Genomic DNA, 19,847 nt, shown 5'->3' with positions numbered 1-19,847 from the left:
AGCATTACCGGCAGGGGCCGGGGAGGGCTGAGGCCCGCCCCGGCCCGTTGTCATTTCTGCGTCATTCCCCGCAGATCGCAGTCACGCAGATCGCAGTCGCGTAGATCGAAGTCGCGTAGATCGCCGTCGCGCGGGATCGCCGTCGTACGAAACAGGAGAGAACGAGAGTGCAGCTGGTAGTCGCGCGGATCGGCCGCGCCCACGGGATCAAGGGCGAGGTCACCGTCGAGGTGCGCACGGACGAGCCCGAACTGCGGCTCGGACCCGGCGCCGTACTGACCACGGACCCCGCAGGCGTGGGCCCGCTGACCGTCGAGACGGGCCGGGTGCACAGCGGTCGGCTGCTGCTGCGCTTCGAGGGCGTCAAGGACCGCACCGGGGCCGAGGCCCTGCGCAACACCCTGCTGATCTCCGACGTCGACCCCGAGCAGCGTCCCGAGGACCCCGAGGAGTTCTACGACCACCAGCTGGTCGACCTCGACGTGGTGCTCGCCGACGGCACGGTGATCGGCCGGATCAGCGAGATCACGCACCTGCCCTCGCAGGACCTGTTCATCGTGGAGCGCGAGGACGGCAGCGAGGTGATGATCCCGTTCGTCGAGGAGATCGTCACCTCGATCGACCTGGAGGAGCAGCGCGCCGTCATCGACCCGCCGCCGGGTCTGATCGACGACAGCGAGGCCGTCGTGGCCTCCACCAGGGACGCCGAAGAGGACGCCCCAGGGGACGCCGAGAAGGACGCGAACTGATGCGGCTCGACGTCGTCACGATCTTCCCGGAGTACCTGGAACCGCTGAACGTCTCCCTCGTCGGCAAGGCCCGCGCCCGAGGCGTCCTCGACGTCCACGCGCACGACCTCCGCGCATGGACGTACGACCGCCACAACACCGTCGACGACACCCCGTACGGCGGCGGCCCCGGCATGGTCATGAAGCCCGACCCGTGGGGCGCCTGCGTCGACGAGGCCCTCGCCGACGGGTACGAGGCGGGCGCGCACGGCCCCGTCATGGTCGTTCCCACGCCCAGCGGCCGCCCCTTCACCCAGGAGCTCGCCGTCGAGCTCTCCGAGCAGCCGTGGCTGGTCTTCGCCCCGGCCCGCTACGAGGGCATCGACCGGCGCGTCATGGACGAGTACGCGACCCGGATGCCGGTGTACGAGGTCTCCATCGGCGACTACGTCCTCGCGGGCGGCGAAGCGGCCGTCCTCGTCATCACTGAGGCCGTCGCCCGTCTGCTCCCCGGCGTCCTCGGCAACGCCGAGTCCCACCAGGACGACTCCTTCGCCCCCGGCGCGATGGCCAACCTCCTGGAGGGGCCCGTCTACACGAAGCCCCCCGAGTGGCGCGGCCGGGGCATCCCCGACGTACTCCTCAGCGGGCACCACGGGAAGATCGCCCGCTGGCGGCGCGACGAGGCATTCCGCCGTACGACCGCGAACCGGCCCGACCTGATCGAGCGAACGGACCCGGCCGCCTTCGACAAGAAGGACCGCGAGATGCTCTCGATCCTGGGCTGGAAGCCCGGCCCCGACGGCCGATTTGGGCCGAGCCCCGAGGCCGTGGAAGAATAAGCAGCTGTTGTCCGTCCACGTGCGCCCCTGCCACAGGGGGAACGACGCCCGGAGCGACGCGAACAGCACTCCCTTTCATCTCGATACATGCCGCTGATGACCTGTGGCATCAGCGAAGAAAGCAGACACACATGTCTCACCTGCTCGACTCCCTCGACGCTGCGTCGATCCGCAGCGACGTCCCGTCCTTCCGCCCGGGTGACACCGTCAACGTGCACGTGCGCGTCATCGAAGGCAACCGCTCCCGTGTGCAGCAGTTCAAGGGTGTCGTCATCCGTCGCCAGGGTGCGGGCGTCCGCGAGACCTTCACGGTCCGCAAGGTCTCCTTCTCCGTCGGCGTCGAGCGCACCTTCCCGGTGAACTCCCCGATCTTCGAGAAGATCGAGGTCGTCACCCGCGGTGACGTGCGTCGCGCGAAGCTGTACTACCTGCGCGAGCTGCGCGGCAAGGCCGCCAAGATCAAGGAGAAGCGCGACAACTGATCGCGCCTGAGGCGTCCGGAACCCGCCGGATAGGCTCGGGTTCCGATGGACACCGAAGCAGCACAGCACGAGGAGCGCGACCGCTCTTCCGACTCCCCTCCGGGGGACGAGGAGCGGTCGCGCTCCGCGCGTTTCTCCAGCCCTCTCGTGTACGCCGCCGCCTGCCTCGTCTTCCTGCTGCTGCTCAGCGGCTTCGTGATGCAGCCCTTCCTGATTCCCAGCACCTCGATGCAGCCCACCTTGGAGGTGGGCGACCGGGTGCTGGTCAACAAGCTGGCGTACCGTTTCGGGGCCGAGCCGCAGCGCGGGGACGTGGTGGTCTTCGACGGAGAGGGTTCCTTCGTACGGGAACGGCCCGCGGGCAACCCCGTCACGGGCGCGCTGCACTGGGCCGGCGCCTCGCTCGGCCTGGCGGAGCCCGACGAGACCGACTTCGTGAAACGGGTGGTGGGCGTGGGCGGCGACCGCGTCGTCTGTGACGAGCGGGGGAGGCTCCGGGTGAACGGGCGGGGCGTGGACGAGGCGTACCTGTATCCCGGCGACAGCGCGTCCCGGGTGCCCTTCGACATCGTGGTGCCCGAAGGGAAGCTGTGGGTGATGGGCGACCACCGCTCCCGTTCCAGCGACTCCCGCGACCACCTGGGCAGTCCCGGCGGGGGCATGGTGCCGGTCGAGCGGGTGATCGGCCGGGCGGACTGGACCGTGTGGCCGCTGGGCCGCTGGGGCGCTCCGCAGCGTACGGACGCCTTCGACGGCATACGGGAGCCGGGCGGGGCCCATGGGTAGCCGAGGCCGGGACAGGGCGCAGGCACCGGCCCCGCTGCCGACGGGCAGCCGTTCCACGCTGCCGCCTTCCGGTGGCGAGGAGCGGACGGGCGGCCGGGCCGAGCGGCGCAAACTGGCCCGCCGGGTGAAGCGGCGGCGGCGCAGGTCCGCCGTCAAGGAGATACCCGTCCTCATCGTCGTGGCGCTGTTCATCGCGTTGGTGCTGAAGACGTTCCTGGTGCAGGCGTTCGTGATTCCGTCGGGCTCGATGGAGCAGACGATCCGGATCGGCGACCGGGTGCTGGTCGACAAACTGACCCCGTGGTTCGGCTCGCGGCCCGAGCGGGGCGAGGTCGTCGTCTTCAAGGACCCGGGCGGCTGGCTGGAGCAGGAGAAGAAGCCCGCGAAGGACGACCCCGTGGTGATCAAGCAGGTGAAGGAGGGGCTGACCTTCATAGGGCTGCTGCCGTCGGCGGACGAGCAGGACCTCATCAAGAGGGTGGTCGCGGTCGGCGGCGACACGGTGAAGTGCTGCGACAAGAATGGTCAGGTCACCGTCAACGGCGTACCGCTCAGTGAACCCTATGTGTTTCCGAACGACCGGCCGTCCAAGACCTCGTTCGAGGTGAAGGTCCCCGAGGGGCGGGTCTTCGTTCTCGGAGACCACCGGTCGAACTCGGCCGATTCCCGATTCCACCTGAACGAGAAGTACCAGGGAACGGTCTCGGAAGAGGACGTTCTGGGCCGGGCCTTCGTCATCGGCTGGCCGATCGGTCACTGGCGTCGGCTGGAGGTCCCGGAGACCTTCGCCCGGGTCCCCGAACCGCGTGCCGGGGCGGCGGACGCGGGACCGCCGTCGAATAGGGTGGCGTCCCAGGATCGTCAGGTCCTACTCCCGAGCCCAGGGGAACTCCCGCTCGTTATGGGAGTGGTGGGCCTGCGCCTTCTCGGGCGCGGGCGGTGGCACGGAGTGAGGAGTGGACGTGGGGGATGTGGCGGTCGGTGCCCGGTCCGGACACGAAGGACCCGAGGAGAAGCCCGAGCCCGAGCGGCGTGCCGATGCGTCCCCGCACGTGACCGGCCCTCCGGCGGCGGAGCAGCAGAGCGGTGGAACGGTGAGTGACGCACAGGACGTCCAGGGCGGCGGCGGAAGCAGCGACGACAGCAGCGGTGAGGACGAGGGCGCCAAGAAGCCGCGTTCCTTCTGGAAGGAACTGCCGCTGCTCATCGGCATCGCCCTGCTCTTGGCGCTGCTGATCAAGACCTTCCTGGTCCAGGCATTCTCGATTCCCTCCGAATCGATGCAGGAGACCCTCCAGAAGGGCGACCGGGTACTGGTCGACAAGCTGACCCCGTGGTTCGGCGCGGAGCCGGAGCGCGGCGAGGTCGTCGTCTTCCACGACCCGGGCAAGTGGCTGCCGCCGGGCGAAGTGGCCGAGCCCAACGCCGTGCAGAAGGTGCTGAGCTTCATCGGACTGATGCCGTCCGCCGAGGACAAGGACCTGATCAAGCGGGTCATCGCGGTCGGCGGCGACACCGTGGAGTGCAAGACCGGCGGCTCGGTGCACGTCAACGGCAAGGCGCTGGACGACAAGTCGTACATCTCGCCGCAGGGCACCCCGTGCGACGACAATCCCTTCGGCCCGCTGAAGGTGCCGGAAGGCAAGATCTGGGTGATGGGCGACAACCGGAAGAACTCGCTCGACTCCCGCTACCACACCAAGCTCCCGACCAAGGGCTTCGTCGACACCGACGAGGTCGTCGGGCGGGCCGTGGTGGTGGCCTGGCCGATCAGCCGCTGGGCGACGCTGCCGGTGCCGGACACGTTCGACCAGCCGGGGCTGGCGAGCGCGACGGCCGCCGCGGTGTCGGTGGCGCCGGGAGCGCTGGGTCTGGCGGGTGCTGTGCCGATGGTTCTCTGGCGGCGGAAGAGGCTGTCCGGGGCACGTACCGACCGGTAGGGTGCCGTCCCAGATCGTTGATCTCCGAAACAGGGGGAGCGCTGGGATGAGCGAAGCAGGACGTACGGACGGCGGCCGCGGCCGCCTCGGCAATGTGTTGTCGGGGCTGGCCGTGGCCGTCGGCTGTGTGCTCTTCCTCGGCGGCTTCGCCTGGGGAGCGCTGGTGTACAAGCCGTACACCGTGCCGTCGGACTCGATGACCCCGTCGATCAAGACCGGGGACCGGGTGCTCGCGCAGCGGATATCCGGCGACCAGGTGCGGCGCGGGGACGTCGTGGTCTTCACCGACGAGGTGTGGGGCGCGATGCCGATGGTGAAGCGCGTGGTCGGCGTCGGCGGCGACAAGGTCGTCTGCTGCGACAAGCAAAACCGCCTCCAGGTGAACGGGAAGGCGCTCGACGAAACGTATCTGCCTGCCGCGTCCCGGCAGGGGTCGGCGATCGAGTCCTTCAGCGCCTCGGTGCCCGAGGGGGAGCTCTTCCTCCTCGGCGACGAGCGGCGCACCTCGGTGGACTCCCGCAAGCACCTCGGGGACTCCACGAACGGCACGGTGCCGCTGGCCAAGGTGGATGCCAGGGTGGACGCCGTGGCCTGGCCGATCGGTGGCGTACTGGACCGGCCGGGGGCCTTCGCGGAGCTGCCGGGCGGAGTCTCCGAACCGGGTCCTGTGCGGCTGCTGGTGGCGGCCGTGGTGGCGGGCGTGGTGCTGATCTTCGGCGGGGCGGCGTACGGGCCGCTCGCCAAGCTGGCCGGACGACGGAAGGTGCGGGCGTGACGGAAAGTACGGGCGTGTCGGCGGAAACGGCGAAGTCGGCGGGCACGAGGGACGTGGCGGGCGCGACGGACGTGGCGGGCGCGACGGATACGGACAACGTGCTGGGCAGACCGCTGCGGAAGGTCGCACGGGTCGTCCTGCTCGACCCCGAGGACCGGGTGCTGTTGATGCACGGCTTCGAGCCCGAGGACCCCGCCCGCAAGTGGTGGTTCACCCCGGGCGGCGGCCTGGAGGGCGACGAGACGCCCGAGGAGGCGGCGCTGCGGGAGGTCGCGGAGGAGACGGGGATCACGGACATCGAGCTGGGTCCGGTGCTGTGGCGGCGCGTCTGCTCGTTCGTGTTCGACGGGCGCCGCTGGGACCAGGAGGAATGGTTCTTCTTGGCGCGTACCCGGCAGACCGAGACGGTGCTGACCGGTCTCACGGAGCTGGAACGGCGCAGCACGGCGGGACTGCGGTGGTGGTCCTCCACTGCCCTTCTCGCGACGCGTGAGACGGTGTACCCGACCAGGCTCGCCGAGCTGCTGCGCACGCTGCTCGACGAGGGTCCTCCGAGTACGCCGATCGTCCTGGCCCCGGAAATCGCATAGGGGCGTACGGGGCTGGCGCACAATAGGGGGACGCACGGCTGAAGGGGAACATGCCATGAGCGCCGAGGACCTCGAAAAGTACGAGACCGAGATGGAGCTGAAGCTCTACCGGGAGTACCGCGATGTCGTCGGTCTGTTCAAATATGTGATCGAGACCGAACGGCGCTTCTACCTCACCAACGACTACGAGATGCAAGTGCACTCGGTCCAGGGCGAGGTGTTTTTCGAAGTATCGATGGCGGACGCGTGGGTCTGGGACATGTACCGGCCCGCCAGGTTCGTCAAGCAGGTGCGGGTGCTCACGTTCAAGGACGTGAACGTGGAAGAGCTCAACAAGAGCGATCTGGAGCTGCCGGGGAGCTGATCACGGTTGATCGTGGCTGATCCGGACACTTCCGGGTGACGGAGTTTTCCACAACGACCCCGTTGTCCACCAAGATCCACTAGTTCGCGGGGATTGCGTCACATTCGGTTCCGGAGGTGGAACCGAATGAACGCGAAGAACACACAGCCCGCCAGCGAACGACCCCTCAACGAACGACCCCTGAACGAACGATCCCCCAAGAGCGCACGCGGAGGTCTCGGCCGGTACGGCGAGGACCTCGCCGTCCGGCGTCTGACCGAGGCCGGAATGACCGTCCTGGAGCGCAACTGGCGCTGCCGGACGGGAGAGATCGACATCGTGGCCCGCGACGGCGACGCGCTCGTCGTCTGCGAGGTCAAGACCCGGCGGACCGGCGCCTTCCAGCAACCCATGGAAGGCGTCACCGCCGAAAAGGCCCGACGCCTGCACACCCTCGCCGAGCTCTGGCTGCACGAGCACGGCGGCCCGCCCCCGGGAGGTGCCCGGATCGACGTCGTGGGCGTCACCCTGCCCCGGCGCGGGGCTCCCGTCGTGGAACACGTGCGGGGGGTGGCCTGATGGGATTCGCGCGTACGTGCTCGGTGGCGCTGGTCGGCGTCGAAGGCGTGGTCGTCGAGGTGCAGGCCGACCTGGAACCGGGTGTGGCGGCCTTCGCCCTGGTGGGCCTGCCGGACAAGAGCCTGGTGGAGAGCCGGGACCGGGTGCGGGCCGCGGTGGTCAACTCCGGTGTCGGCTGGCCGCAGAAGAAGCTCACGGTGGGGCTCAGCCCGGCATCGGTGCCCAAGGGCGGGTCGGGGTTCGACCTCGCCGTCGCGGTGGCCGTGCTCGGGGCGGCCGAACGGATCGATCCCCGGGAGATCGCCGACCTGGTGGTGATCGGCGAACTGGGCCTCGACGGCCGGGTCCGACCGGTGCGCGGGATCCTCCCGGCGGTGCTCGCCGCCGCCGAGGCGGGTTACCGCCAGGTGGTCGTGCCCGAACAGTGCGCGGCGGAGGCCGCGCTGGTGCCGGGCATCTCGGTCCTCGGCGTACGCAGCCTGCGCCAGGTCATCGCGGTACTCGCCGGGGAGGAGGTGCCCGAGGAGGAACCCGCGGAGGAGGGCAGGCCCGACGCCATGCTGGCCGGGCTCATGGTGCCCGGCGCGGGAGCGGGCACCGGACTGTCCTGCGGCGGCGACGAGCTGGCCGACCTCGCGGACGTGAGCGGTCAGGAGCCGGCCCGCTTCGCGCTGGAGGTCGCCGCGGCGGGCGGACACCACCTGCTGCTGCACGGGCCGCCGGGCGCGGGCAAGACCATGCTCGCGGAACGGCTCCGCGGTCTCCTGCCGCCGCTCACCCGGCAGGAGTCCCTCGAAGTCACCGCCGTGCACTCGGTCGCCGGGATCCTCCCGCCCGGCGAACCCCTGGTCACCCGGGCGCCCTACTGCGCGCCCCACCACTCCGCGACCATGCAGTCCCTCATCGGCGGCGGCAACGGATTCCCTCGCCCCGGCGCGGTGTCGCTCGCCCACCGAGGGATGCTCTTCATGGACGAGGCCCCGGAGTTCACGGCCAAGGCGCTCGACTCGCTGCGCCAGCCGCTGGAGTCGGGGCACGTGGTGGTGGCCCGCAGTGCCGGGGTGGTGCGGCTGCCCGCCCGCTTCCAGATGGTGCTGGCCGCGAACCCGTGCCCCTGCGGGCGGCACGGGCAGAAGGACGCGGTGTGCGACTGCGGTTCCGCGACGGTCCGGCGCTACCAGGCGAGGCTGTCCGGGCCGCTCATCGACCGGATCGACCTCAGGGTCAGGGTCGAGGCCGTGATGCGGGCGGACCTGATGGACCAGGGGGGCCGGGGCGAGTCCACCGAGACGGTCGCCGAGCGGGTGCGCGCCGCCAGACAGCGGGCCGCCGCACGGCTGGAGGGCACCCCCTGGACCAACAACAGCGAGGTGCCGGGCCACGAACTGCGGACCCGCTGGGTGTCGGCCCCCGAGGCGCTCGGCGCCGCCGAGCGGGACATGGAGCGGGGGCTGCTCACCGCCCGGGGGTTCGACCGGGTGCTGCGCGTCGCCTGGACCATCGCCGATCTGCACGGCCACGACCGGCCCGACCGCAACGACCTGGGACTGGCCCTCCAGATGCGCACCGGGGTCGACCGGGGCGCGGTCAGACCGCAAGGGGTGGTCCCTGCGGTCCTGGTGGGCGGGGGAGTGACGTGAACCCGGGGAACGACGGGGCGGCCGGGCCGGAGGCGGCCGGGCCACAGACACCGGAAGCGGAGGGGACGGTACGGGCGGGCGGGGAGGAGCCGGCGGCCCGGGTGGACGCGCAGGAGCGGGCCGCGCGGGCCGCCCTCACCGGGATCATCGAGCCCGGTGACGAGACCGGCGGACGCTGGCTGCGCGAGCACGGCCCCGTCGAGGTGCTGAGACGGCTGACCGCCTCCGTGCCCTGGCCCGACGAGGCCCTGACCGGAGCCGGCGCGAAACGGCTCGACGGCTACCGCAGCCGGGCCGCCGCGGTCGACCCGCGACGCTACGAGGAGGCGGCGGCCTCCGTCGGCGGGCGTCTGGTCTGTCCCGGCGACGGGGAGTGGCCGAGGCAGCTCGACGACCTGGGGGACGCCCGGCCGGTCGGACTGTGGGTCAGGGGCCGCCCGAACCTGCGGATGTGGGCCCTGCGCTCCGTCGCCGTCGTGGGCGCCCGCGCCTGCACTCCGTACGGGGCGCACATGGCGACCACCCTCGGCGCGGGCCTCGCGGAACGCGGCTGGGTGGTGGTGTCGGGGGCCGCCTTCGTTCTATAGCCATAAAGCTGTTGTAGTAGTTGCATGCTTGTGGCTGAAGAGAGTGAAGTGGTCGCCAACTCCGTTGGTTGGCAGGTGTATCGGTACGACTTGGAGCGTCCAGCGCGTGCGCTCCCTGAGCACTTATCTCTGTACGCGCCGGACCTGCGTACGTGGATAGAGAAGCTCGGCGGGCGGCACGGGCAACGGTTCCTGCTCGGTCCCGATGGTCTGCCCGATCTGAGGGTGAACGCGTTCTTCGCGTCCCCGACGATGAGGAACCGGTCCGATCTGACGAACCGGGACTACGCGTACTCCCTGGCGCTGTGGCTGAACTTCCTGCTGGTGCTGGGCCGGGGCTGGTGGGATGCGACCGAGGACGATGCAACGGAGTTCCAGTTCTGGCGGCTGACCGACCCGAGGAACGAGGAACGGGTGCGGAAGTCGTCGTTCGCGAAGGACGTCGCCGGCTGCAAGAAGTTCTACAAGTGGGCGGGCAAGCGCTACCAGGTCGTCGACCCCTTCGACGAGTTGGAGTACGAGCGCGGACGGCGGCAGGACAACGTGAAGTGGCTCGACCCGGCCGCGATCCGGCGGTGGCGTGACCTGGGGGTTCGGGGACGTGGACTGGACGGCCGTCGGGACCGTCGGTGGCGGGGCCGCAATGACCAACGCGACGGTGCGTTCGTGGACGGGCTCTACGGCACCGGTCTGCGGCTGACGTCCTGGTCGAGCGTGCTCCTGCCCGAGCTGCCCCGCATGGCGCCGGGCCGCGGGTATTTCACCTGTGAGCTGGCTGATCAGTGCGCCAAGCGCGAGAACGGCTACACCTATTGGATGCCGCGGTCGGTGGCGGCCGGAGCCCACGGTTATCGCGAGGGGGCACGCGCCCGAGCGGTTCGAAGAGCTCAGGAATCGGGTCTCTACGAGTCCGTTCGCGGGCTCCGGGTGGTTCAGCTGTCCGGCAAGGGCAAGGGCGTCCACCTGCCGGACGAGAAGGGCGGCACGGTCGAGAAACCGTGGAACGACCTCCCGCCGCAGATCAGGAAACGGCTGTTCACGGAGACGCCGCAGGGCCTGGAACCGCTGTCGTTGTGGCTCAACGAGGACGGACTGCCGCGCGACGCACATAGCTGGCACCACACCTTCGAAGCGGCCAACACGCGGATCGAGGATCTCGGGCTGGAGAACTTCTCCTGCACCGCCCACATGCACCGGCACTCCTTTGCCCTGCGGTGGTTCTCCGTCGGCAAGCTCATCTGGGCCCAGCGGCTGGGGCACCTGACGGAGGAGGAGAGCCAGGACTTCCGGGAACAGTTCGGCGACCACTGGCACCTGGTGCAGACGATGCTCGGGCACCTGCGGGTGGAGACCACGAAAGAGGTCTACCTTGGCCCCTTCAGGAACCTCCAGGTCGAGGTGCTGCTTGCCCACGCGGAAGGCTTCCCCGTGGGCAAGTTCATGGCCGACGTGTTCGCCAGGCATCCCCGGGTCCGCACCGACCCGCTGGCGGTGACTAGATGAGCCCTCGCGGCAGGCGGGCCAACCTGCCAGGCCAGGGTGGCAGAACCGCCCATGGCCTCATGGAGGGCCTGGTCGTGCGGTGCTTCGCTGAGGACGGCACCGAATCACGTGACTACCCCTTCGATGGCCTGCTGGTCGCCCCGGGACTGCGACAGGGTCTCGCGGAGGCCTTCAGCCGCCGCACCGCTCCTGGCTCTGGTCTCACGTCACTGCACTCGACCGACAAGCCTTACAAAGCGGCGAGGTTCTTCACCCGTTACCTGGCCACGCTGGCCTGGCCGCCGACTGAGCTCGTCCATCTGCAGCCCGCGCACCTGGATGGGTTCTTCGACAAACGCAAGGACGAGACCCATGTGGCTGCGCGGGAACTGGCCTGCCTCAAGCTGCTGCTGAAGCATGCCGAGGGCTTGTCCGATGCGATGCTGGCCAAGCTGCGCGAGAGAAGCCCGCGCCGTCAGCCGTCCAAAGAGCCGAAGAAGAGCTACAGCCAGCACGAGCTCAAACGCATCGCCGACGCCGCCCGCGCCGACCTTCGTCTCGCGGCTGCCCGGATCCGTGAGAACCGCGAGGCCCTGGCTCGGTTCCGGCAAGGCGAGCTGAGCTCCGGCAAGAGCCGGCGCCTGGAACTGCTGGATTGGGTCGACCGCTTCGGAGACGTCCCGCGCCGGCGCCGTGCAAGCGGCGTTCACGGCGGGTCTGAAGTCGTCCGCGAGTGGGTCTTGGACTACGGCCGAGTTGAACAGATCGTGCCCTGGCTGCACCCGACCGGCATGGAGGTCACGGCCGGTGCTGTCCTGCTGGCCGCCATGACCGGGCAGAACAAGAGCGTGATCTTGAAGACCCCGGCGGTCCATCACCGGGCCGACGGCTACACCGGCCAGACCCCGACAGCGATCTTGGAGACGCACAAACCCAGACGTGGGCGGAGGGCCCACATGAACCTGGCCTTGAGTGACCTGCCGGACTGGATCAGCATCCCCGCTGACCTGGAGAACATCTCGGCCCGCGACGAGCTGCACACCCCGTTCGGGCTCTATGCGCTACTGCACGAACTGACCTCCCGGTCCCGGGAACTGGCCGGCAGCGATCGACTGCTGATCGGATGGAACGTTAGTGGCGGTCGCGGAGCCGGGCGGGGAATGAGACAGCCGACATCGTCCGACTGGGCCACTCGGTGGGCAGTCCCGCACGGCCTGAAGGCAGATGAGCCCGACATGAAGGGCCGCCCGGTTCAACTGCACGTCACACTGGACCTGATTCGGCTCACTTACCTCGAGCTTCATCAGGCTCCAGTGGGCCACACGGAACAGACCCTGGCCACCGACTATCTGGCTCGCAACCGCGGCAACCTCACCGAGTACCAAAAAGTGGTCGCCGCGGCTTTGCAGGAGGAAGTCGCTAAAGCCCGGGTCCGGGGCGTGATGACCGTGCTTACCCGCACCGATCTCGAGCGGGCCAGCACCGATGCCGAGACGGTCGCAGCGGAGTACGGCATCGACGCGGTGACGCTGAAACGGATGATTGCCGGCGAGCTGGACACCGTCATGAACGCCTGCAGCGATCACCAAAACGGACCGCATGCTCCACCTGGCGAGTCCTGCCGGGCTTCGTTCATGCTCTGCCTGGGCTGTCCTTGCGCCCGCGCTCTCCCCCGCCACCTGCCTGTTCAGGTCCTGGTCCACGACCGGCTGGCTGAACGACGGACCGAGATGACCCCGCTCCAGTGGACCCAGCGGTTCGCCCTGCCGCACACCCAACTCGCCGACCTGTTGTCTCGGCATGACGAGGTGGACATCGACGATGCCCGGGCGAACGTCACAGAGACCGACCAGGCCGTGGTGACACGGTTCCTGAACAGAGAGCTTGATCTTCGATGAGTGCTGTTTCCCCGCTGGTCGCCGACTGGGACGTGCCCCCCGAGGGCACAGAATGGCCCGGCCCCGACACTCTCGTGTTGCTCCACCGCCCACTGCGGCCAGGCACCGACCTCAAACGTCTGTCCCGGTTCGCCGACGACCGCTGGGATCTCGACCCCGCGATCTTCGAGGACCACGCCAAGGCCAAGAGCCTGAACTTCGCTCCCATTCCCGGACCGTTGCGGCTGGAGGCGAAGCACTACGTCTGGCAGCTGTTGAACCATCCCAGACCAGGGACTATGCGCCGAGGAACTGGTAACCGCCCCGCACCCGGCACAGTCCTTGCAGCCTTCAACCCGTTCAAATCGTTCCTGAGCTGGCTTCACCGGCAGAACGTCACCGCCTTCGGCCACGTCACTTCAGCACTGCTGGATGACTACCTCGCCGACTTGGGTGACGAGCAGATCAGCCTGGAACGCAAATACCGGCGCGTCACCGAAGTGCGAAGACTGTGGTCAGTCCGCAGCCTCCTGCCAGAGCGCATGAGGCTGCCCGCCACGCCGCCCGGAGGCGGCGAGGACTCCCGAGAGATCTTCGGACGGGTCCGCACCGAACGGGACAACCGCACCCGTCGAATAGGCGAGCTGACAATGCAACACCTGCTGGTCTGGGCGATCCGGTTCGTTGAAGACTTCGCCGAGGACATCCTGGCCGCACACGCCGAGCACCTGGAGCTTCACGGGCGCCAGCCGGAGGATCGTCGCCGAACAGGTCAGAACGCGCGGCCACCACGCGGTGATGTCCACCGACGGATGAGCGCCTACCTGGACGGACTACGACGGCACGGCGGGATGCTGCCTGGCAAGTTGACGGACGACGGCACCCTCAGGATCGACTGGAGGCACATCGGCAGGATTGTGTCCTGCTCGGACGCAATCCAGCACTCCGTGAGCGGCCGGATGGCGACCGAATCGGGCATCCCCATCGCCGACAACTCCTACCTCGACGCCCCGATCACGGGCCGGCTCGACGGCCGGCCTTGGCGAGAGAAGCGCATCACCTACCGCGAAGCCAAGAAGCTCGCCCGACTGCTGAGCACGGCCTGCTTCGTCATCGTCGCTTACCTTTCGGGCGCTCGTCCCGGTGAGGTCTTGAACCTGCGACGCGGCTGCATCGCCCATGACGCTGAGAACGACCTGTGGTTGATGAAGGGCCTCTACTACAAGAACGCCGTCGACAAGGACGGCAACAAGCTCCCGGCAGGTGAGCTCCGCCGCGATCCCTGGGTCGTCATCGAGATCGTCGCCCAAGCCGTCCGGGTACTGGAACGGCTACATCCGAGCCCGCTGCTGTTCCCGAGGTGGATCGAGCCCTACCACCTGCGCAAAGGCGCCAAGCGTTTGGGAGAAGCTCGCACCGACGACTCGATGGCCGAGGACGTCGACGCATTCGTCGCCTGGGTCAATGCTGAATGCCGGGGCCTGGGCCGGAGCGACCTCATCCCCGGCGAGGGACAGGGACGTCTGTCGACTTCCCGCTTTCGCAGGACTCTGGCCTGGTTCATCAGGCGCCGTCCTCGCGGGCTGGTGGCCGCCTCGATTCAGTACGGCCATCTGCATACACGGCTCCTCCAGGGCTACGCAGGCTCCTACGAATCCGGCTTCCCCGACGAGTACGCCTTCGAGGACTGGCTCTACCGCATCGAGATCCTCGCCGAAGATGCCGAGGCCCTCGAGAACGGCGAACACGTCAGCGGACCCGCAGCCGACGCCTACCGCCAGCGCGTCGCCGCAGCCAACCGCCAGTTCGCCGGGCATGTCCTGACCAATGAGCGCCAGGCTCGCGACCTGGTCGGCAATCCGCTCTTGCAGATCCACCACGGACAAGGGATGACCTGCGTTCTCGAGCCCGCCCAGGCCGCCTGCCGACTTCGAGGAACCATCGACGATCCGCTGGTCACCCCGGACACCGACGACTGCCGACCCAATTGTCGATGCCTTGCCCGCACCGACCGCGATATCGCGGAGGTCAGACAACAGGAAGTACAACTCGCGGAGGCCGTTGCTGACCCTCTTGCTCCGTCCATCCGCCACGAACGTGAGCGCCATGAACTCCAACGACTTCAACGCATCATCGACGAGCATGAGGAAGGCGACCAGTGACCGCCCGCTCAACCGCAGCAGACCCGGTCCGCGACGTGATCCTCGCCGCGATGGACCGTCTTCTCGCCGGAACTCCGCTCCGCTCCACTGGGCGTCTCAGCGTTTCTCAGCTGGCCGTCGAAGCCGACGTCAAGCGCTGGCAACTCACCCACCAGCACCTTGATCTCAAGGAGCTCTTCCAAGCCCGGGTGAAGGCTCAGGGCAGCACCCCCGCGGCCTTCAGCAAGGAGCTGAGCGAGCACGAGGAGCTCAAAAGGAAGTACGCAGATCTCCGCCAGCACTGCGCTGACCTGGAGGAACGGCTACGGGTCTATGCCGCCGCGATCAACCTTCTCTCTCTGGAGAACGGTGTCCTCACCGGCCGAGAGGAGGGCGCCCGGGTGATCCACATGCCCCGGGCGCAGGGGCCCTCCGAGCTCTCGTCTGAATGACCCAGAACAGCACCAACGCAAGACGGCAAGCTGTTGCTACCTGCAGGCCCGGAGGATATGGGTCTGACCTGGAGACCCTCTGTCCTAGAGGAGAGATTCAACAACAGGTAAAACATGCGAGATAACCTTCGGTATCGACGGGGCGGCACACCGCGGGGTGCTGGGCGCGGGTGGGGCCACCGTCGCGGTGCTCGCCTGCGGGATCGACGTCGTCTATCCGCGCGGGCACGCCGAGTTGATCGGCCGCATCGCCGAACAGGGCCTTGTGGTAGGTGAGTTGCCGCCGGGAAGCCATCCCACGCCGAGTCGCTTCGTGCTGCGCAACCGGGTCATCGCCGCCCTCACCCGGGGCACCGTCGTCGTGGAGGCCGAGTACCGCAGCGGCTCGCTCGTCACCGCCCGCGGCGCCCAGCGCCTCGGCCGGTTCACCATGGGCGTCCCGGGGCCCGTCACCAGTGGCCTCTCGGCGGGAGTGCACGAACTGCTCCGCGGCGAGGGAGTGCTGGTGACCGACGCCGCCGAAATCGTCGAACTCGTCGGCGAAATCGGTGAACTCGCCCCCGCCCGGCGCGGACCCGTCCTGCCCAAGGACCTGCTCGACCCCGTCACCGCCCGGGTGCTGGAGGCGCTGCCCGGCCGTTGTGCCGTCGACGCGCGCGACGTCGCACGGGAAGCGGCGACCACCCGGGACGAGGCGCTCGCGAGACTGTACGAACTGCACTCCCTCGGGTTCGTCGAACGTCACGGAGACGACTGGAAGTTGGCGTCAAGCGCCGTACGCGCCGGGCGAGCCCGGCGAGGCGGTGCTTGACCAGGGGCATCCGGGTGAAAGGGTGTCCGGAATGACTGTCGAACCAGGCGCCGGAGCCCGGCGGGAGCAGCCGTGCGCGACCACGGCTCCCACGGCGCGGCGCTGCCTGCGGCCGTCAACCGGACGATTCAGTTCCATGTCCTTCGCGCACCGCGACGCCTCTGTCACGCTACGCTCGCAAGGTTTTCGCCCCGCTCAGGCAGCACGCACGGCACCAAGTCCCCCTCACGTCACAGCAGAACGGCTCAAGGCAACGCATGCCCCAGCACACCTCCGGGTCTGACCGCGCGGCAGCGCCCCCGGCTGCCCGCGGAGCCGTACGGCCCCCGGCGCCCTCGTCCGTGGACGAGTTGTGGCGGTCGTACAAGACCACGGGCGACGAGCGGCTGCGGGAGCAGCTGATCCTGCACTACTCGCCGCTGGTGAAGTACGTCGCGGGCCGGGTCAGCGTGGGCCTGCCCGCCAACGTCGAGCAGGCCGACTTCGTGTCCTCCGGGGTCTTCGGGCTGATTGATGCCATCGAGAAGTTCGACATCGAACGCTCGATCAAGTTCGAGACGTACGCCATCACCCGCATCCGCGGCGCGATGATCGACGAGCTGCGTGCCCTTGACTGGATTCCCCGCTCCGTGCGCCAGAAGGCCAAGGCCGTCGAGCGGGCCTACGCCACCCTGGAGGCGAAGCTGCGCCGCACCCCCTCCGAGGGTGAGGTCGCCTCCGAGATGGGCATCGCGGTCGAGGAACTGCACGCCGTCTTCAGCCAGTTGTCGCTCGCCAACGTCGTCGCGCTGGAGGAGCTGCTGCACGCGGGCGGCGAGGGCGACCGGCTGAGCCTGATGGAGACGCTGGAGGACACCAGCGCCGACAACCCCGTCGAGGTCGCCGAGGACCGCGAGCTGCGCCGCCTGCTCGCCCGCTCCATCAACACCCTCCCCGACCGCGAGAAGACCGTGATCACCCTCTACTACTACGAGGGCCTCACCCTCGCCGAGATCGGCAACGTGCTCGGCGTCACGGAGAGCCGGGTCAGCCAGATCCACACCAAGTCGGTCCTCCAGCTCAGGGCCAAGCTCGCCGACGTCGGCCGCTGACCGGGCAAGCGGCGCAAATCCCGAGGAATCGTCCCTGCCGGGTGTACCCCGTCGTCATCTCCGGCGGGCATCCGTAGAGTGGATGCGTGCCAAGGATTCGAGCGGCCTCCGTGGCCGAGCACCGGACGATGCAGCGCAGCGCCCTTCTGGACGCTGCCCGATCCCTCCTGTCCGAAGGCGGTACGGAGGCTCTGACCTTCCCCGCCCTCGCCGAGCGCACGGGCCTGGCCCGTTCCTCGGTCTACGAGTATTTCCGCTCCCGGGGGGCGGTCGTCGAGGAGCTGTGCGCCGTCGACTTCCCCGTTTGGGCGGCCGAGGTCGAGGACGCCATGGCGGCCGCCGACACCGCCGAGGGCAAGGTCGAGGCGTACGTACGGCAACAGCTGACGCTGGTCGCCGACCGTCGCCACCGTGCCGTCGTCGCGATCTCCGCGAGCGAGCTGGACGCCGGTGCCCGCGAGAAGATCCGCGCCGCGCACGGCGGACTCGTCACGATGATCGGCGACGCCCTGCGCGACCTGGGCCACGAGCAGCCCCGGCTGGCGGCCATGATGCTCCAGGGCGTGGTCGACGCGGCCGTGCGCCGTCTGGAGCTCGGCGGCGCCGCCGAGGATCCCGCCCTGATCACCGACGCGGCCGTCTCGATGGCCCTGCGGGGCGTCCGGGGCTGAGACTCCGCCGCCACCACGGCACGGGGCACGCCAGTACCGCCACCGGCAGCGCTCCGTCCCGTACGGCTGCCGACAGCGCTCGGTCCTGTACGGCTGCCGACGGTGATCGGTCCCGTACGGCTGCCGGAAGCGGCTCGGTGGCGGGTGCCGGGACCCCGAACACCGGCAGCAGGCGGGGCGGGCCCCGGTGCAGCAGGCCGGGCGGGAGCAGGGACAGCGGATCCAGGTAGTCCGCGCCCCGCAGCAGGCCCCAGTGCAGACAGCTGACCGCCGGGCAGTGGTACGCACCGGACTCCAGCACCCCCACCACCTGGCCCGCCGCCACCTCCTCGCCCTCCGCGACCAGCGGGCGCACCGGTTCGTACGTCGTGCGCAGCGGTGGGTCCCCGCTGCCGGGCAGCGTGATCGAGAGCACTCCGCGCCCGGCCACCCGGCCCGCGAAGGACACCTTTCCCGCCGCCGCGGCCCGTACCCCCTCGCCGGGAACGGCCGCCAGGTCCACGCCCCGGTGCCCGGCCGCGTACCGCGAAGGCGGCGGCTCCCAGGCCCGTACGACAGGGGGGCGGACGCCCACCGGCCACGAGCGGTCGGGACCCTCGGCGGCGAAGGCAGGGGAGGGGCGTACGAAGAGCGCGGCGACGGTCAGGGACAGGGTCAGGAACACCATTCGGTACATGCCGAGAACGGTCCCGCAACGAGCGTTCTCGCGGGGATCATGGACCGCTTCTGTGGACGGCCGACCGGTTGTGGACAACGCCGTCACCCGGCACTGTGCGGGTCCCGTACACTTCTTGTGGCGATCCGGGTCACCGGGTCGACTTCGCACGTCCCGCCACCACCCACTCTTCAGCGGTCAGTGGCAGCGCTGCTCGGTCCTCAGAGTCTCCGACCACACGGTCCGGACCTCATGGGCACAGCGCGTGGGGCGTCAGGCGCGACCGCCGTCCGGCGGAAGCGATAACCGAGTACCTCAAGGAGTACGGCCATGGCCGTCGTCACGATGCGGGAGCTGCTGGAAAGCGGCGTCCACTTCGGTCACCAGACCCGTCGTTGGAACCCGAAGATGAAGCGCTTCATCTTCACGGAGCGCAACGGCATCTACATCATCGACCTGCTCCAGTCGCTGTCGTACATCGACCGCGCCTACGAGTTCGTCAAGGAGACCGTCGCGCACGGTGGCTCCATCATGTTCGTCGGCACCAAGAAGCAGGCGCAGGAAGCGATCGCCGAGCAGGCGACGCGCGTGGGCATGCCCTACGTCAACCAGCGCTGGCTCGGCGGCATGCTGACCAACTTCTCCACCGTCTACAAGCGCCTCCAGCGCCTGAAGGAGCTGGAGCTCATCGACTTCGAGGACGTGGCCGCGTCGGGCCTCACCAAGAAGGAGCTCCTGGTTCTCTCGCGCGAGAAGGCCAAGCTGGAGAAGACCCTCGGCGGTATCCGCGAGATGTCGAAGGTTCCCAGCGCCGTCTGGATCGTCGACACCAAGAAGGAGCACATCGCCGTCGGCGAGGCGCGCAAGCTGCGCATCCCGGTCGTCGCGATCCTCGACACCAACTGCGACCCCGACGAGGTCGACTACAAGATCCCCGGCAACGACGACGCGATCCGCTCTGTCACGCTGCTCACCCGCGTGATCGCCGACGCCGTCGCCGAGGGCCTCATCGCCCGTTCCGGTGCCGCCACCGGTGACTCCAAGCCGGGCGAGAAGGCCGCCGGCGAGCCCCTCGCCGAGTGGGAGCGCGACCTGCTTGAGGGCGACAAGAAGGCTGACGAGGCTCCGGCCGCCGACGCCGCTGCCGCTCCGGCCGAGGCTGCTCCGGCCGCCGACGCCGAGGCTGCCCCGGTCGCCGAGGCCGAGAAGCCGGCCGAGGCCGCCGCCGAGGCTCCGGCCGCGGACGCCGAGCAGTCCTGACCCAGCCCGTAACGGCTGACTGACGGCGGGGGAGGGTACGCCCACAGGCGTACCGCCCCCGCCGTTCACCCGTAGATCACGTAGACGCTGACTTCACCGTCGACGCGGATCACGT

19 protein-coding genes and 2 pseudogenes are annotated in these 19,847 nt (G+C 69.2%); 20 read left to right on the top strand and 1 reads right to left on the bottom strand.

The features are described 5' to 3' along the window. The first annotated feature begins 167 nt into the window (after window positions 1-167). From rimM to OG897_RS20980, 19 genes and pseudogenes are all read left to right on the top strand, one after another. The gene (gene rimM, locus OG897_RS21070) at window positions 168-749 is read left to right on the top strand and encodes a ribosome maturation factor RimM (RefSeq protein WP_266658751.1); all 582 of its coding nucleotides are present in this window, start codon (window positions 168-170) and stop codon (window positions 747-749) included. Continuing rightward, window positions 749-1,570 (top strand): tRNA (guanosine(37)-N1)-methyltransferase TrmD, encoded by an 822-nt coding sequence (trmD, locus tag OG897_RS21065; RefSeq protein WP_266658750.1) that lies wholly within the window; start codon window positions 749-751, stop codon window positions 1,568-1,570. The genes rimM and trmD overlap by 1 nt, the downstream gene beginning before the upstream one ends. Before the next feature lie 131 nt (window positions 1,571-1,701). Further along, window positions 1,702-2,052: a 50S ribosomal protein L19 gene (gene rplS, locus OG897_RS21060; RefSeq protein WP_266658749.1), complete on the top strand. Its 351-nt coding sequence runs from the start codon at window positions 1,702-1,704 to the stop codon at window positions 2,050-2,052. A 45-nt stretch (window positions 2,053-2,097) separates the two neighbouring features. After that, window positions 2,098-2,838: a signal peptidase I gene (gene lepB / locus OG897_RS21055; protein WP_266658748.1), complete on the top strand. Its 741-nt coding sequence runs from the start codon at window positions 2,098-2,100 to the stop codon at window positions 2,836-2,838. Beyond that, entirely contained in the window at window positions 2,831-3,940 is a 1,110-nt protein-coding gene (lepB, locus tag OG897_RS21050) for a signal peptidase I (protein ID WP_266658747.1), read from the top strand. Before lepB (OG897_RS21055) ends, lepB (OG897_RS21050) begins: the two co-directional genes overlap by 8 nt. Next, a complete protein-coding gene (lepB, locus tag OG897_RS21045; RefSeq protein ID WP_266658746.1) occupies window positions 3,933-4,778 on the top strand; it encodes a signal peptidase I in 846 nt (281 codons plus the stop codon). Before lepB (OG897_RS21050) ends, lepB (OG897_RS21045) begins: the two co-directional genes overlap by 8 nt. Before the next feature lie 46 nt (window positions 4,779-4,824). After that, the gene (gene lepB / locus OG897_RS21040) at window positions 4,825-5,553 is read left to right on the top strand and encodes a signal peptidase I (protein ID WP_266658745.1); all 729 of its coding nucleotides are present in this window, start codon (window positions 4,825-4,827) and stop codon (window positions 5,551-5,553) included. Window positions 5,554-5,654: 101 nt separating this feature from the next. Further along, a complete protein-coding gene (locus OG897_RS21035; RefSeq protein WP_266660369.1) occupies window positions 5,655-6,143 on the top strand; it encodes an NUDIX hydrolase in 489 nt (162 codons plus the stop codon). A 55-nt stretch (window positions 6,144-6,198) separates the two neighbouring features. Further along, window positions 6,199-6,507: a DUF2469 domain-containing protein gene (locus tag OG897_RS21030; RefSeq protein ID WP_266658744.1), complete on the top strand. Its 309-nt coding sequence runs from the start codon at window positions 6,199-6,201 to the stop codon at window positions 6,505-6,507. Window positions 6,508-6,633: 126 nt separating this feature from the next. Beyond that, window positions 6,634-7,065, top strand: a complete 432-nt coding sequence (locus OG897_RS21025; protein ID WP_266658743.1) for a YraN family protein — start codon at window positions 6,634-6,636, stop codon at window positions 7,063-7,065. Further along, window positions 7,065-8,705: a YifB family Mg chelatase-like AAA ATPase gene (locus OG897_RS21020; protein ID WP_266658742.1), complete on the top strand. Its 1,641-nt coding sequence runs from the start codon at window positions 7,065-7,067 to the stop codon at window positions 8,703-8,705. The genes OG897_RS21025 and OG897_RS21020 overlap by 1 nt, the downstream gene beginning before the upstream one ends. 101 nt (window positions 8,706-8,806) lie before the next feature. Beyond that, window positions 8,807-9,283 (top strand): annotated as a pseudogene (locus OG897_RS21015) (DNA-processing protein DprA); the annotation flags it as partial. A gap of 33 nt (window positions 9,284-9,316) precedes the next feature. Continuing rightward, window positions 9,317-10,795, top strand: coding sequence for a site-specific integrase (locus tag OG897_RS21010; protein WP_266658741.1), 1,479 nt, complete (start codon window positions 9,317-9,319; stop codon window positions 10,793-10,795). 59 nt (window positions 10,796-10,854) lie between these two features. Continuing rightward, entirely contained in the window at window positions 10,855-12,672 is a 1,818-nt protein-coding gene (locus OG897_RS21005) for a hypothetical protein (RefSeq protein WP_266658740.1), read from the top strand. Further along, window positions 12,669-14,813 (top strand): hypothetical protein, encoded by a 2,145-nt coding sequence (locus tag OG897_RS21000; RefSeq protein WP_266658739.1) that lies wholly within the window; start codon window positions 12,669-12,671, stop codon window positions 14,811-14,813. Before OG897_RS21005 ends, OG897_RS21000 begins: the two co-directional genes overlap by 4 nt. Further along, on the top strand, window positions 14,810-15,244 hold the full coding sequence (locus OG897_RS20995) for a hypothetical protein (protein ID WP_266658738.1): 435 nt from the start codon (window positions 14,810-14,812) through the stop codon (window positions 15,242-15,244). Before OG897_RS21000 ends, OG897_RS20995 begins: the two co-directional genes overlap by 4 nt. A 127-nt stretch (window positions 15,245-15,371) precedes the next feature. Further along, window positions 15,372-16,055: pseudogene (locus OG897_RS20990) on the top strand (DNA-processing protein DprA); the annotation flags it as partial. 257 nt (window positions 16,056-16,312) lie between these two features. Beyond that, window positions 16,313-17,146 carry an RNA polymerase sigma factor WhiG gene (gene whiG / locus OG897_RS20985; RefSeq protein ID WP_189825854.1) on the top strand — a complete coding sequence of 278 codons (834 nt, stop codon included), beginning with the start codon at window positions 16,313-16,315 and terminating at the stop codon, window positions 17,144-17,146. A gap of 110 nt (window positions 17,147-17,256) precedes the next feature. Beyond that, window positions 17,257-17,817, top strand: a complete 561-nt coding sequence (locus OG897_RS20980; RefSeq protein ID WP_266660367.1) for a TetR/AcrR family transcriptional regulator — start codon at window positions 17,257-17,259, stop codon at window positions 17,815-17,817. Here OG897_RS20980 and OG897_RS20975 read toward each other — a convergent pair. Next, window positions 17,771-18,493 carry a M23 family metallopeptidase gene (locus OG897_RS20975; protein WP_323188083.1) on the bottom strand — a complete coding sequence of 241 codons (723 nt, stop codon included), beginning with the start codon at window positions 18,491-18,493 and terminating at the stop codon, window positions 17,771-17,773. The genes OG897_RS20980 and OG897_RS20975 overlap by 47 nt on opposite strands. A 309-nt stretch (window positions 18,494-18,802) precedes the next feature. Between OG897_RS20975 and rpsB the strand changes: the two genes are divergently transcribed. Further along, a complete protein-coding gene (rpsB, locus tag OG897_RS20970; RefSeq protein WP_266658737.1) occupies window positions 18,803-19,732 on the top strand; it encodes a 30S ribosomal protein S2 in 930 nt (309 codons plus the stop codon). Window positions 19,733-19,847 lie beyond the last annotated feature (115 nt).

It is taken from the genome of Streptomyces sp. NBC_00237, from assembly GCF_026342435.1.
Lineage (GTDB): Bacteria > Actinomycetota > Actinomycetes > Streptomycetales > Streptomycetaceae > Streptomyces.
The sequence above is the reverse complement of the archived record's forward strand: the minus strand, read 5'-3'. Positions and strand labels throughout refer to the sequence as shown.

Excerpts from the sequence above, each read along its gene's own strand:
- OG897_RS21030 (WP_266658744.1), top strand. The coding sequence starts at position 6,199 with ATGAGCGCCGAGGACCTCGAAAAGTACGAGACCGAGATGGAGCTGAAG.
- OG897_RS21000 (WP_266658739.1), top strand. The coding sequence starts at position 12,669 with ATGAGTGCTGTTTCCCCGCTGGTCGCCGACTGGGACGTGCCCCCCGAG.
- rpsB (WP_266658737.1), top strand. The coding sequence starts at position 18,803 with ATGGCCGTCGTCACGATGCGGGAGCTGCTGGAAAGCGGCGTCCACTTC.
- OG897_RS21020 (WP_266658742.1), top strand. The coding sequence starts at position 7,065 with ATGGGATTCGCGCGTACGTGCTCGGTGGCGCTGGTCGGCGTCGAAGGC.
- rplS (WP_266658749.1), top strand. The coding sequence starts at position 1,702 with ATGTCTCACCTGCTCGACTCCCTCGACGCTGCGTCGATCCGCAGCGAC.
- trmD (WP_266658750.1), top strand. The coding sequence starts at position 749 with ATGCGGCTCGACGTCGTCACGATCTTCCCGGAGTACCTGGAACCGCTG.
- OG897_RS21005 (WP_266658740.1), top strand. The coding sequence starts at position 10,855 with ATGGAGGGCCTGGTCGTGCGGTGCTTCGCTGAGGACGGCACCGAATCA.
- OG897_RS20975 (WP_323188083.1), bottom strand. The coding sequence starts at position 18,493 with ATGTACCGAATGGTGTTCCTGACCCTGTCCCTGACCGTCGCCGCGCTC.
- lepB (WP_266658747.1), top strand. The coding sequence starts at position 2,831 with ATGGGTAGCCGAGGCCGGGACAGGGCGCAGGCACCGGCCCCGCTGCCG.
- lepB (WP_266658748.1), top strand. The coding sequence starts at position 2,098 with ATGGACACCGAAGCAGCACAGCACGAGGAGCGCGACCGCTCTTCCGAC.
- whiG (WP_189825854.1), top strand. The coding sequence starts at position 16,313 with ATGCCCCAGCACACCTCCGGGTCTGACCGCGCGGCAGCGCCCCCGGCT.
- lepB (WP_266658745.1), top strand. The coding sequence starts at position 4,825 with ATGAGCGAAGCAGGACGTACGGACGGCGGCCGCGGCCGCCTCGGCAAT.
- OG897_RS21010 (WP_266658741.1), top strand. The coding sequence starts at position 9,317 with ATGCTTGTGGCTGAAGAGAGTGAAGTGGTCGCCAACTCCGTTGGTTGG.
- OG897_RS21025 (WP_266658743.1), top strand. The coding sequence starts at position 6,634 with ATGAACGCGAAGAACACACAGCCCGCCAGCGAACGACCCCTCAACGAA.